This window comes from Psychrobacter sp. S1-30-MNA-CIBAN-0213, from assembly GCF_040309845.1.
Lineage (GTDB): Bacteria > Pseudomonadota > Gammaproteobacteria > Pseudomonadales > Moraxellaceae > Psychrobacter.
Genome location: NZ_JBEOPE010000003.1, coordinates 40700 through 54432, shown reverse-complemented (window position 1 = coordinate 54432; position 13733 = coordinate 40700). Strand labels below are relative to the sequence as shown.

Here is a 13733-nt window from a genome sequence, read left to right as displayed (position 1 = left end):
TTATTTTTATTGATTACTATCCTTTTTAATAAAATAACCACTATAAACTAGACGACAACCGTTGTCGCAAAGTCGCCTCTCCCCCCTTCAGCTTTTCATGCTTAACTAGCATAATAGTCTTATTGAAATTCACCTTATGAATAGCGAGATGAATGATGTTTTTGACTATATTTTCTGTTGCTGGTGTAGAGATGTGGGGCGGTAGCGCGTTACTGGGCTACGGCTTACTGGCAAGCTTTATTATTGCCATAGCCTTATCCTCGCAGCGCTGGCTGCTTTGGTATGTGCTTGGTGGTATGGTATATTGGCTGAGCGTTGAAGTATTACATACTGCTTTAATGAATGGTTTTGGATTATCTGATTGGCATAGTTACGTAGTGGCCTTGGGTGTCAGCTGGTTGCCGCTAGCAGGTTGGGTTTTATATCGAGCGCTACGTTATGATGATGTTAGCCGGACAGTACAGCAAGAGCGCGAGCTGGCTGCTGCACGCTACGTTGAACATACTCCTATCTATGATGATCACTATCAGCCGCGCTTCTAGAAGCAATGTTTTATTAAATATCATTTACTGTTACTAACTGCGCCTAATATTGGCGCATTTTTTGACGCTTATGTTTGATAGGAATGTTTGATGGCAATGTGACAATATTCACTACAGCATCTGAATTAGTAGCATATTGTCCATTATGAAGTTACATTTGCAAATCTGCAGCTGTAACAAGAATGTAGTTGGTTCAAGGTGTTGTTACATGATGTCTAATAGCTCCTACGCAACTACTAAAGTATTAAAGGTAGATGGTCGTTTATAATTTACGTATATGATTGTCGTGAAAATTAATATAAAGTGGCGTTTATTCAACACCTACATTTTACACACTTATTCTTATACTCATTTTTAGGAGCCTGACTATGTTTACTATTCCTGTGTTAGATATCAAATCTGATCCATTAGACGTATTGCTAGCTGTGGTTGGCTATCGCTTATCCATGCTTGCTGATAGCGATAATGAAGATATCAAAAAACTGTTCGCTGATCGTAAAGTTACTATCGAGCTTGCCAGTGTTGAGTCTAACATCGCACGTCATTTTAGCTTTGATAATGGGAAGTTTAGTCAACGTAGTGGTCACGCTGATAAGCCAGATCTGACTATCAACTTTAAAGATTCAATGACTGGTGTTAAGCTTTTATCTAAAGGTGATCTTCCTGCCTTTATGACTGCTGTTCAAGAAGGCAACCTAAGTATAGAAGGCGATTACAGCTTAATGATGTGGTTCAACAAGCTTGCTAAGCATATCGTGCCTACTATGCCAGAAGAGTGCAAACCATACATTCAAAAAGCGAAACCTTATGCATATAAAGCGCAAAAGTTCGCTCATCACTGGATTGGTGTCGCTAAGCATAAAATTGGTAAATAATGCTCGGTAGCGTTATATGCCTAGAGAGATAGAGTTTGCAAATATCATTACAAACACTATCTGACAGCATTTTTAACAGTGCTCTGATTTTATAAAAAGGTTGCGGTATACTACGGTTACCGTAACCTTTTTTATTGTTTTATTAGTCAATAATTATTTTAGTTTATCTGATTTTTTTCATATTACCCTAAAAGGATTTAACTCATGGCAGGACTGCTTTCAATCAAAGAACCTAACCCACAAGCTGATGATAACTTCCAAGCTAGTAGTAACACTGATATTGGCTCAGACTCTACCACCAGTTTTTTTTCTACGGATAGCTTAGCAACAGAAATCAAACCCTCACCGATCAAACACAGCCGTGAGCAGATTGCGCAGTTATTCGACTTACCGTTAATGGACTTATTATTACAAGCGCAAACGATTCATCGTCAAAACTTCACTGCCAATGAAGTACAGATTAGTACTTTGCTATCGATTAAGACAGGAAACTGTCCTGAAGACTGTGGTTACTGCTCGCAATCAGGTCATCACCGTGACAAAACCAAATTGCAGGCAGAAAAACGCTTAGAAGTTGATAAAGTTATCGCCGCAGCCAAACGCGCAAAAGCCAGCGGCTCATCGCGGTTCTGTATGGGTGCAGCATGGAAACATCCGAGCGCCAAAGACATGCCTTATGTGGTCGAGTTGGTTAAAGAAGTTAAGAGTTTGGGTCTTGAGACTTGTATGACGCTTGGTATGCTAAACCCTGATCAGGCAGCACAATTGGCCGATGCAGGGCTTGATTACTATAATCATAATCTAGATACCTCGCGTCGCTACTATGAGCAAGTAGTCAGCACGCGTAGCTATGACGAGCGTCTTGATACAATAACGAACGTACGCGACTCAGGGATTAATGTTTGTAGTGGCAATATCGTAGGTATGGGTGAAAGCCGTGACGACCGTATCGACTGGGTACATGAATTGCTTAAAATGCCCAAAGCACCCGAGTCTATTCCCGTTAACCTGCTCGTCCCTATTGCTGGTACACCAATCGGCGATAAAGTATTGGCAGATGGTGAGCTATCTGTGCTGGAATGGATTCGTACGATTGCAGTAACGCGTATTTGCTGTCCAAGCAGTTATGTGCGCCTATCTGCTGGACGCGAAAGCCTATCCGATGCCGAGCAGGCTTTGGCGTTTATGGCAGGTGCCAATTCATTCTTTTATGGTGATAAGCTTCTGACGACAGGTAATGCCAGCCAATCTAATGATAATAGGCTAATGCGCGAGCTGGGCTTGACTGCGCAATTCGCGGCACCAAGAGCACCCAAGCAACTGCCAGTTATAGATGCTATGAGCGGTCATCAATCGCAAGTAGTGTTGGCAGAATAGCTTAACGATGTGCTGCTACCATTATCAATTAATCTGCGCTAAGCTTGCCGACGTTTATATATTACGCATATAAGTATTAAGAGACGAGACAACAAGAGAAAACTATGGCAGATTATTTTAACTGGATTAAAGCGGCACATATTATTGCGGTGGTTTGCTGGTTTGCGGCGATCTTTTATCTACCGCGGCTTTTTGTCTATCATGCGATGAGTGACGATCTTATTAGTCAAGAGCGCTTCATTGTGATGGAGCGCAAGCTATATCGCGGTATCATGACTCCGTCAATGATAGCAACGTGGATTTTAGGTCTATGGATGGTAGGACTTGGCTGGGAAGTATATAAAACCCAAGGCTGGCTACATGTTAAGATTTTTCTAGTCATTTTGCTCTCAGCCTATCATGGCGCATGTGGATTTTATCGGAGAAAACTAATTGATAATCCACACTATAAAACCCATAAATTTTGGCGCTGGTTTAATGAAGTACCAGTCTTTGCCCTAGTCATTATCGTCATTTTAGTGGTCGTTAAGCCCTTCTAAAACTTATTTAGAAAACTTAGTTAAATTGACAGCAATTCATACTTTAACAATAAAAAGCGTCCGTCACTTTCATAAGTCACGGACGCTTTTTTATGGCTGTTTGCACGATAGCTTTTCTTGCAAAGAATGAATGAGAAGTAGTGATGAAAAAAATTAAATCCACTACCTAAATACTTTGCACTACCTAAATACTTTGCACTACCTAACTTGCCCTACCTAAACAGTTGGACGCATGATTTGGTATACATTACTCAAATCATAAACTCGATAACGCGCTGGCTCGCGGCGGTTTTCACCAGCATAGCTCAGTATAAGGGCTTGTTTAGCAGCTTCATCGACCCAGCCGACAAACAGGCCGCTATGCTCGACACCATTGTAGCCATGGTTGATATAATATAGCCAGTCACCAACCTCAATCTCATTACTATTGGCATAAGGGCCTTGTCTATAAGCACCTTTATGTACCGTATCACGCGTTACTCCTGCCCGCTTAAACACCTCGTTTAGATAGTCCCAGCAGCCGCCTTGAATGATTGCACGCTCGTTGAGTGCCATCTTGCGTGCTGTACTTATCACCTCGCGTGCGGCCATACTACTTTGATTTTCAGCGTTACTAAGTAATGGTAGATACTCACTATCGACGTTATCATAACTGCCCGATAAAAATGCAGGCAAGACGGCGGGCGCTTGTCGCTGCACTTCAGGATAGCGATAAGATGCCTTCGATACAGGCGCAGTTTGAGGCTGCTGACTATAACCATACGCATTCGACGTGGGCTGAGTGTTAAAGCTATTGTTATTAGTGTTGTTAATCGTTGAATAGTTAATACGGGTACGCTGGATAGTCGAGCGTGTATTGATTTTGGCGCCAGGTACTGCCAGCTCAGGTTGAGCTGTTTTTTGTGCGATAAGGGCACTCATACTATCAGCATGCACATAACTTGCACTACTCAAAAATATTAATAATGCTGTGATGGATGCATTTTTTATGGAAATAAAATTTATAGAAACAGGCTTTGTAGAAGTGTTTTTTATAAAATTGGATGGGGTGGATAACGCCTTATGTAGTGGCGCTTTATATAATCGTACTTTATCTGAGGTAATAACCGACGATGGCGGCATAACCAGCTCCTTTCAAGACAGCAACAAAATTTGCGATAACTGTGAAATTACTAGTTTCTAGTTATAAACTATTTAGGCAGGATGCTGCAAGCTTTATTCATGATTTTCAGATGACAGAAGGTATAAAAATAAAGACGAAAGGTAGGTTAAAAATAGTGAGTAAAAATAAACAAAGAAAAAGCCATCTGTTTAAAGATGGCTTTATCGTTTAAAGATTGTAGTCTAAAAATCGTTATATAAATAATTTCGTTCTAAAAACTTACATTCTAAAAAATTTAGTCGCTATTCATTTTAATATTAACATGGCGCTTATTGAGCACTTGGCCTTCTAATATAGCTTTAGTTGCCTGCGCTTCTTGGACAGTGTCAAAACCACTAATATGGTACTTGCGCACGTTATCTGCATTAATAATCTGGAGCTGCTCACCAAAGAGAGTGACTTTATCGCCATCGCTCAGATTGATATGCTCGCGGCGACCGTTATTGTCATGTACCAGCTCGCCTACGCGTACCCATAAGACACCACTGTTAATGTTACCGCTCATGGCTTTTTTGCGCTGTTGCCGTTTTCGATTAAAGATAAAACTACCTACAATCAGCAGGGCAAGCGCCCCAATCGCTAGGCGCTCTGGCAATAGGCTCATTGCCAACGCCACTGCTACGGCACCAATTAACAACGCTGATCCAAACCAAAACAGACCATTGTCACCTGCTGGAGGCTGGCCCTGTAAGGTAATCTTGGCACCGTCATCAGTGAGCTTTAGCATGCATTCGTACCTTTGGTTGCGACCTATTGAGCGGCAAGTAAATCAAAAAGCTGTTCGTTGAGCAGCTCTTCGATGTCAGTGGATTCTTTCGTAAAACTACCAGCCAAGCGCAGTTTGTTGCATCTTAATAAGCTCAGCAATACCCTTTTCAGCAAGGATTAGCATGTCATCAGCTTGAGCGCGGGTAAATGGCTTTTCTTCAGCGGTACCCTGAAGCTCAATGAACTCGCCTTTTTGCGTCATTACTACGTTCAGATCAGTATCACAGCTGGCATCTTCTTCATAGTTTAGATCTAGATAAGCTTCGCCATCTTTCATGCCGACAGAGACCGCAGCAACCAAACCAATCAATGGATCAGCTTTTAGTTTTTTGGTCTTTTGGATACTCTCAAGCGCATCGATCAAAGCAATAGCAGCACCAGTCACACTAGCGGTACGCGTGCCACCATCCGCTTGCAAGACATCACAATCAAGATAAATGGTATTTTCACCAAGCTTACTAAGATCAATCATGGCACGTAGGCTACGACCGATGAGGCGCTGAATCTCTTGGGTACGACCAGACTGCTTACCACGTGCCGCTTCACGCTGATTACGGGTATTGGTCGCGCGAGGTAGCATACCGTATTCAGCGGTAATCCAGCCTTTGCCTTTGCCTTTTAACCAGCGTGGAACACCTGACTCAACACTCGCTGTACACAATACTTTGGTATCGCCAAAGCTGACCAACACTGACCCTTCGGCATGCTTGGTATAGTGGCGCTCAAAGCTAATCGAACGAAGTTGGTCGAGCTCACGGTTATCAATACGCATAAAATTTCCTAGGACGATGTTATAAAAGCAGTGATATAAAATAGTGATATAAAATAAAAGTAACCGTCTGCCAGTGACTTGTTAAGCGGTGGTTTTTAATTAGTCGCCAATTAAAAAGCTGTTAATAATTGAATATTATGAACGGTAGCAGACTTAAAATCTGAGATATCCTAACGTGACAGCCACGCAATAGCAATATAAGTCATTGTTATTACGTGGTGATTTTGATAAAAAACATAATCAGAGTAGAGCAAAATAAAGCTCAAATAAGGCAACTTAACGATACTTAGACTTGTTCTATATTTTCAATGCAGGTCAGCATGTCAAATAGCAAGCGCCTTATTCTAACCCTTCCATCTTACGTAACTCTTTACGCAATATTTTACCCACGTTTGATTTTGGTAGCTCATCGACGAACTGGATATGGCGTGGACGTTTATAACCAGTCAGTTGTTTTTTACCGAAGTCGAGCAGCTCTTTTTCCGTAACATCGCCTTTTTTGACCACAAACAACTTAGGATCTTCACCGCGCTCATCATTCGGTATACCAATCGCACCGCACTCTACGATTGCTGGATGCTCACTCATGGCTTCTTCAATTTCATTCGGATAGACGTTAAAGCCAGAGACGATAATCATGTCTTTTTTACGGTCAACAATTTTAATGAAGCCTTTTTCGTCCATGATGCCGATGTCACCCGTTTTTAGGTAACCGGTTGCGGTAAAGGTCTTGGCGGTCTCATCAGGACGATTTTGGTAGCCAATCATTACTTGCGGACCTTTAACACAGATCTCACCGCGCTCACCGATAGCAACTTCGTTTTCTTCGTCGTCAATTAATACGATATCAGTACTTGATGCTGGAATACCAATTTTGCCAGTAAATTCTGCAATGGTCATTGGGTTAAAGGCAACCACTGGAGAAGTTTCAGACAGACCATAACCCTCTACAATAGGCAGACCGGTGATTTTATGCCATTCTTTGGCCACGCTTGGCAATACTGACATACCGCCGCCGATAGCCGCTTTGAGGTTTGAGAAATCCAATTTAGCAAAGCTATCTTTTTGTACCAAGCCATTAAACAAGGTATTCACTGCAGGAATAAATGATGGCTTATATTTATCCATCTCTTTAATGAGACCATCTAAATCACGTGGATTTGGAATCAATAAGCCTGCAAAGCCTTGATACATACCATACATACCGCAGACCATAAACGAGAACACATGATATAACGGTAAAGCCGTCAAAATCACATCGTCACTATTGATATCGTCTTCAAAAGCGCTGTTAATTAGTACGCTAATCTGTAGCATGTTGGCCACTAGGTTACCGTGAGACAGCATAGCGCCCTTGGCCACACCAGTCGTACCACCAGTATATTGTAATAAAGCCACATCACTTAGCGACAAATCTGGACGCTGGTATTTACTTGCAGATACCGCGCCTAACGCCTGCTTAAAGCTAGTGCTATTTGGCAAATTATAAGATGGAATCATCTTTTTGATATGGCGTGCGACTAGATTGACCACTACCCCTTTGACTGAGCCCAGCATGTCACCAATCTTACAGACAATCACATGCTCAACTTGGCCTTTATCTTCAGCGTCTTGATAAGTTTTAGCAAAGTTTTCGACGATAAATAATGCTTTTGCTCCGCTGTCATGCAGCTGATGTGATAGCTCACGGCTGGTATAGAGCGGATTGACGTTGACTAATACCATACCTGCGCGGATGATACCGAGCATGACGATAGGATACTGCAAAATATTGGGCATCATTACCCCAACTTTGTCACCTTTAACCAATCCTAATGATTGTAGATAGCTGGCGATTTGACGACTATATAAATCTAATTGCTTAAAGGTAATTGACGAGCCCATACAGATATAAGCAGTTTTTTGCCCGTAACGACGAAAATTGCGCTCAAATACTTCCAGCAAAGAGGTCTCATCATCGGGCATATCAATAGTCGCATCGATACCATAACGCTCATAAGCGTCAAGCCATGGTCTATCACTTGGGATAGTAGGCATGGTAGGAAACACAGTCATATCCGACATTATTTGTGCGTCTTTATGCGCATGGTTTTCACCACTGTTAGCAGGCGCTTGGTCTGGCGTGTTTTTATTAGTACCGCTGTTGTTGGCATTGTCAGTCATAACTTTTCCTAAGTACTACAATTAAAGACGTAGAATAATATAATGATGATACGAATACTGGATTTATGAATAATTATTTGTGAACATAAAGTCATTAGAATGCAGATAATAAATATAAATCACTGAAAATTTCTCATTGTTAAACATGAAAAATCGGATGTTAGAGATAGGTAACCTAAATAGTTATTAGTATCTACGAGCCTACATATTGCTTATAAATAACTTTATATGAATCTACTTAGTTACTCTAATAGGTGATAATAATAACTAATGTCTGCCCTGTTGCCTACGTCCGTACTATAACAGTTTTGCTAAAAAGTCTCCATAATTGCATGTAGATAGAACGCTGTACCCTCTTAATAGAATGCCTCTCATCACCCTAATTCATATTTATAGTAGACCTCTTGCATAAGTCATCGCTAGCCCTTGTAACTTCGTCAGTGAAAGTCAATGAACTGGTACTTTTGCAAGAGGTCTACTATAGTCGATACTAAATAAAATGGATACGTTATTCAATAACGCGAAACTGGTATAAATTTTTCTGGCTTGCTGTGCCTACGCTGACAGAGGCTGCAAAAAATTCATCCCAGTCCCACTGTATCTTTTTCATATTGGACTGACTATATAATCAAACCTCGCTGAAAATTGACCATAAAAAATGATAAGACCGTACTTAAACGGCCTCATCATTATTGGCATAAATAGTACTGCACTAATATAAGCTTTTAATCCATACTCTTTAACGCAAATGCTTTAACTTATATGCTCTAGCTAAAAGCCATTATCATAAAGCCAAACATTTAAGCACCATTCAAGACTTTAGTATTAAGAAGCGTGGTTTTTTTCTTCAAGCTTACGTAAGTCTTTATGCAAAATTTTACCAACGTTCGATTTTGGTAGCTCATCGATAAATTCAACATGACGTGGGCGTTTATAGCCAGTCAAATGCTCTTTAGCGTAGGCAAGAACATCCTCTTCAGTAAGACTGTTATCTTGACGTACAACGAATATTTTTGGAACCTCGCCACTCTTCTCATCTTCAACACCGATGACTCCGCACTCTAAAATCTTTGGATGACCAGCCATCACTTCTTCGACTTCATTGGGATAAACGTTAAAGCCTGAGACCAAAATCATATTCTTTTTACGATCAACGATAGTGACATAGCCTTCTTCATCCATAATCCCAATATCGCCCGTACGGAAAAACCCATCATCGGTCATGACTTCACGAGTAGCATCATCGCGATTCCAGTAGCCTTTCATTACTTGCGGACCACGGACACTAATCTCACCGCGCTCACCTAGCTCAAGCTCGTTACCGGCTTCATCTAAGATAGCAACGTCAGTATCTGGCATTGGTACGCCAATGTTGCCACTGAACGTAGCACTATTAAAGGGGTTAGCTGTTGCGACTGGTGAAGTCTCAGACAAACCGTAACCTTGGACGATGATATTGCCTGTTACCTGACGCCATTTTTCTGCCGTTGAGCTAAGGACTGCCATACCGCCACCCATCGACATGCGCAGCTTACTATGATCCATCGCCTTAAACTCTTCATTATTAGCAAGCGCATTGAATAAAGTGTTTACTGCTGGGAAAAACGCTGGTGGATTATTCTTATAAGCTTTTAATAAGCTATCAAGGTCACGCGGGTTGGGTACTAGGAGGCCGATACAACCGCGATAAATACCAAACATACCGCAGACAGTAAAGGAGAAAATATGATATAGCGGTAAAGCCGTCAGAATGACAGGCTGCTCGTTACTCTTATCAAACTCATCAAAAGCACTACCCAAAAAGGTATCAGACTGAATAAGGTTAGCAACGAGATTTTTGTGAGTCAGCATCGCACCTTTGGCAACCCCAGTGGTACCACCGGTATACTGTAAGACTGCCACATCACTAAGGCTGATATTGCTTGGGCGTTGGTATTTACTTGCCGGACTTTGCTTAAGCATGTTTTTGAATTCAACGCTGTTTGCAATCTTGTATTCTGGGACCAGTTTTTTGACGTGACGGACGACTGTATTGACCATAAAGCCTTTTAGCGTGCCCATCAAATCGCCCATACCTGTGATGACGACATGCTCTACGGCTTTGCGACCGATATCTTGATAGGTCTTGGCAAAGTTTTCGACCAAGATAAGTGCTTTAGCATCAGAGTCAGTCAGCTGGTGTTCAAGCTCTTTGGTAGTATATAGTGGATTGACATTGACTAAGGTTAGACCTGCACGCAGTACGCCAATGACTGTAACCGGTAGCTGCAAAATATTAGGCATCATGACCGCGACTTTGTCGCCTTTTACCAGTCCAAGTGACTGCAAATAAGCAGCAACTTGACGGCTATATAAGTCTACTTCTTTAAAAGTAATTGAGGAGCCCATGCAGACGAATGCCGTTTTGTCACCATGTTTAACGAAGCTCTGCTCAAAAATATCGATCAGTGAGGTATCTTCGGCTGGCATGTCAATATCGTAAGTTAGCCCAAGCGCCTCATAGGTTTTCAGCCAGACCTTATCATTACGACGGGTTAAATTGACTTGATTATCCATAATCTTATTTCTCCTAATGAATTTGTGCAATCAGTGGTAAATACCCCTTTGTTCTTTAACATACACACTTTGTACACACTACTCAATATAAAAGATTGGCACTTGAGTTCGCAAAGTTACTTGACGCCTAACATTTACTTTATAATCAATTATATAGGTGATAAACACTAGCATTTTTTCGTATTATTCCTCAGCATTAGATAGGCATCTATTAACTGCTATTGTTGCTTGTTTCTTTCTGTATAGAATCACGCCTTATTCTATTTATTGATAATTACTATTGACATCGGCTAATCGGTATTAACTACAAGCAGTCATCAAATCTATATTCACACGGCTTTTTTAAACGAACTTACTATCAGCCTATTAATGGCAGAATCATATATAGTATTTGCTGCTGTATCGGTACATATCAGCACGTCATGACCTGTCGTCTATTCTAGCTTACACCTTTTTTATTGACGCAATATCCTTTACGATAGCGCTATCTTATCTTTAAGTTAATTCCGCACCTTAAATGGAGCGCGGCACATAATATGCAGCACTATATACATCATACTAATTAAAAACTCAGAAGCGAAACCTATTCTATGTCCGATGTTATTGATAATACGATTACGCCCATTATCCCAAGTGAACCAATGGATACCCGCTCAGTCGCGGAGTTCACTGAACAAGCCTATCTCAATTACGCTATGTACGTCATTATGGATCGGGCGCTACCCAATATCGCTGACGGTCTAAAGCCCGTACAACGCCGTATCGTTTATGCCATGAGCGAGCTGGGACTAAAATCGACTGCGAAGGCGAAAAAATCCGCGCGTACGGTCGGTGACGTGCTGGGTAAATACCATCCGCATGGTGATAGTGCTTGTTATGAGGCCATGGTACTGATGGCACAGCCGTTCAGCTATCGCTATCCGCTCATCACGGGTCAAGGTAACTGGGGTAGCCCAGATGATCCAAAATCGTTTGCTGCGATGCGCTATACCGAAGCCAAAATGTCTGCTTATGCCAATACTTTGCTTGCAGAGTTAGGCCAAGGCACTGTCGATTGGCAAGATAACTTCGATGGCACCATGCAAGAGCCAACCACTCTACCTGCTCGCCTGCCCAATATTTTATTGAATGGTACGACCGGTATTGCGGTTGGTATGGCAACCGATATCCCGCCACATAACCTTAATGAAGTGGTACGTGCGGCTATTCGTTTGCTAAAAAATCCTGAGCTATCAGTTAAACAATTAACCCAATCGATACCAGCGCCTGATTTGCCAACGCCCGCTGAAATCATCACCAGTAAAAAAGATTTGCAGGCGATGTATGAGAGCGGTCGTGGCAGCTATAAAATGCGCGCCACCTATCATGTCGACCCAAAAGAGAAAAATCTCGTCATCATCGATGCTCTTCCTTATCAAGTATCCGGTAATAAAATTCAAGAGCAGATCGCTAAGCTGATGACTGATAAGAAACTACCGTGGATTACTGATATTCATGATGAGTCAGATCATGAAAACGCTTGCCGTATCGTCTTAGAGCTAAAATCTACCCGCGTCGACGTGCAGCGAGTCATGAGTCATTTGTTTGCCAGTACCGATCTTGAAAGCAATTACCGCGTCAATATGAATATGATTGGCTTAAATGGTAAGCCACAAGTCAAAAACCTCAAAGAAATCCTTGAAGAATGGCTCGTCTGTCGCCGCTCAGTGGTCACGCGCCGTTTGCAATATCGCCTCGATAAAATCGATAAGCGCTTGCATATCCTTGCAGGTTTGCTGATTGCTTATCTGAATATCGATGAAGTCATTCGTATTATTCGTGAAGAAGACGATCCAAAATTATCATTGATGCAAGACTATGACCTGACTGAGATACAAGCCAATGCTATCTTGGACATTCGTTTGCGTCAGCTCGCTAAACTAGAAGAGATTGAGCTGCGCCGCGAGCAAGATGAGCTGGCAGCCGAACGCGCCATCATTCAAGAGTACTTGGACAATCCAGACAGTCTGACCAATTTAATGATCGATGAGCTCACTGCCGATATGAAAGAACACGGCAACGAGCGCGTATCACAATTGGCGGAACGCGAAGAAGCGCAAGCATTAAAAGAGTCTGACCTCGTACCAAGCGAGCCTGTCACTGCTATCCTATCGAAAGCAGGCTGGATTCGCGCCGCTAAAGGGCATGACGTCGATGCTGCTGGCATGAGCTATCGCTCAGGTGATAGCTATCAAGCGCACGTGCGCGCTAAATCCAATGAGAGAATCTACGTGCTCGATAGCACTGGACGCAGTTATAGTATCGATGCGCATAGCCTCGCATCCGCCCGTGGTCAAGGCGATCCGCTAACCAGCGTACTCAAACCGCCAGCAGGCGCTAGCTTTGAGCAGTTATTAACCGGTGCTGACGATCAACGTATCATCCTCGCCAGCTCAGCAGGTTATGGCTTTATCAACACCATTGGCAATCTCGATAGCAATCAAAAAGCGGGCAAAAATATCATCAATCTAGCAGCTGGTAGCCGTTTACTCCCTATTGCGCGTATCGATGCTAATGCAGAAGCTAGTGGCGATGATAGTGAAATGGTAAAAGCCACACCTGATCACATTGCCGTGGTGACCAATGCGGGATATCTATTGATATTTGCTCTTGATGATTTGCCTGAACAGGCTCGTGGTAAAGGTAATAAGCTGATTAAATTAAAAGACGGTGAAGAAGTGCTTGCCATCACGCCACTCAGTCAGCAAGACAGCCTAATCATTACCGCTGGTAAACGTCATGTGACGCTAAAACCCAATGATTTAGCCAATTATACGGGCAGTCGTGGTAATCGTGGTGGGCAGTTGCCAAGAGGCTTTCAGAATGTGACGAGTGTTGAGGTTGGTTAGTTTGAATAATAGAACCATTCAATTGTTAATTAATTTAAATTTATTTAATGCTTTATTAGATTAAGGAATATTAATCGATATTTGTATATAA

General features: G+C 42.1%; 10 protein-coding genes. 5 read left to right on the top strand and 5 right to left on the bottom strand.

Features of this window, described 5'->3' with window-relative positions; genetic code table 11:
* Positions 1-155: 155 nt before the first annotated feature.
* The 4 genes from aciT (at position 156) to hemJ (ending at position 3333) form a co-directional block, all read left to right on the top strand.
* Positions 156-542: an AciT family ciprofloxacin tolerance protein gene (gene aciT / locus AAEY87_RS03680; protein WP_068039467.1), complete on the top strand. Its 387-nt coding sequence runs from the start codon at positions 156-158 to the stop codon at positions 540-542.
* A 368-nt stretch (positions 543-910) separates the two neighbouring features.
* A complete protein-coding gene (locus AAEY87_RS03675; RefSeq protein WP_068037896.1) occupies positions 911-1417 on the top strand; it encodes an SCP2 sterol-binding domain-containing protein in 507 nt (168 codons plus the stop codon).
* 204 nt (positions 1418-1621) lie between these two features.
* A complete protein-coding gene (gene bioB / locus AAEY87_RS03670; RefSeq protein ID WP_350655994.1) occupies positions 1622-2794 on the top strand; it encodes a biotin synthase BioB in 1173 nt (390 codons plus the stop codon).
* Between the two features lie 104 nt (positions 2795-2898).
* Positions 2899-3333: a protoporphyrinogen oxidase HemJ gene (gene hemJ / locus AAEY87_RS03665; protein WP_068037901.1), complete on the top strand. Its 435-nt coding sequence runs from the start codon at positions 2899-2901 to the stop codon at positions 3331-3333.
* Positions 3334-3549: 216 nt separating this feature from the next.
* Here the strand turns inward: hemJ and AAEY87_RS03660 are convergent, their stop codons facing one another.
* The 5 genes from AAEY87_RS03660 to AAEY87_RS03640 form a co-directional block, all read right to left on the bottom strand.
* Positions 3550-4455 carry a hypothetical protein gene (locus AAEY87_RS03660; protein WP_350655993.1) on the bottom strand — a complete coding sequence of 302 codons (906 nt, stop codon included), beginning with the start codon at positions 4453-4455 and terminating at the stop codon, positions 3550-3552.
* A gap of 275 nt (positions 4456-4730) precedes the next feature.
* Positions 4731-5222, bottom strand: a complete 492-nt coding sequence (locus tag AAEY87_RS03655) for a hypothetical protein (protein WP_068037903.1) — start codon at positions 5220-5222, stop codon at positions 4731-4733.
* 96 nt (positions 5223-5318) lie between these two features.
* Positions 5319-6035: a ribonuclease PH gene (gene rph / locus AAEY87_RS03650; protein WP_021815435.1), complete on the bottom strand. Its 717-nt coding sequence runs from the start codon at positions 6033-6035 to the stop codon at positions 5319-5321.
* Positions 6036-6374: 339 nt separating this feature from the next.
* On the bottom strand, positions 6375-8099 hold the full coding sequence (locus tag AAEY87_RS03645) for an AMP-binding protein (protein WP_068039474.1): 1725 nt from the start codon (positions 8097-8099) through the stop codon (positions 6375-6377).
* Positions 8100-9023: 924 nt separating this feature from the next.
* Positions 9024-10754 (bottom strand): AMP-binding protein, encoded by a 1731-nt coding sequence (locus AAEY87_RS03640; RefSeq protein WP_350655991.1) that lies wholly within the window; start codon positions 10752-10754, stop codon positions 9024-9026.
* 590 nt (positions 10755-11344) lie between these two features.
* Here AAEY87_RS03640 and parC point away from each other — a divergent pair.
* The gene (parC, locus tag AAEY87_RS03635) at positions 11345-13642 is read left to right on the top strand and encodes a DNA topoisomerase IV subunit A (RefSeq protein ID WP_350655990.1); all 2298 of its coding nucleotides are present in this window, start codon (positions 11345-11347) and stop codon (positions 13640-13642) included.
* Positions 13643-13733: the final 91 nt, after the last annotated feature.

Coding starts and splice junctions, on each gene's coding strand:
- parC (WP_350655990.1), top strand. CDS start 11,345: ATGTCCGATGTTATTGATAATACGATTACGCCCATTATCCCAAGTGAA.
- AAEY87_RS03655 (WP_068037903.1), bottom strand. CDS start 5,222: ATGCTAAAGCTCACTGATGACGGTGCCAAGATTACCTTACAGGGCCAG.
- hemJ (WP_068037901.1), top strand. CDS start 2,899: ATGGCAGATTATTTTAACTGGATTAAAGCGGCACATATTATTGCGGTG.
- AAEY87_RS03675 (WP_068037896.1), top strand. CDS start 911: ATGTTTACTATTCCTGTGTTAGATATCAAATCTGATCCATTAGACGTA.
- rph (WP_021815435.1), bottom strand. CDS start 6,035: ATGCGTATTGATAACCGTGAGCTCGACCAACTTCGTTCGATTAGCTTT.
- AAEY87_RS03640 (WP_350655991.1), bottom strand. CDS start 10,754: ATGGATAATCAAGTCAATTTAACCCGTCGTAATGATAAGGTCTGGCTG.
- AAEY87_RS03645 (WP_068039474.1), bottom strand. CDS start 8,099: ATGTCGGATATGACTGTGTTTCCTACCATGCCTACTATCCCAAGTGAT.
- bioB (WP_350655994.1), top strand. CDS start 1,622: ATGGCAGGACTGCTTTCAATCAAAGAACCTAACCCACAAGCTGATGAT.
- AAEY87_RS03660 (WP_350655993.1), bottom strand. CDS start 4,455: ATGCCGCCATCGTCGGTTATTACCTCAGATAAAGTACGATTATATAAA.
- aciT (WP_068039467.1), top strand. CDS start 156: ATGTTTTTGACTATATTTTCTGTTGCTGGTGTAGAGATGTGGGGCGGT.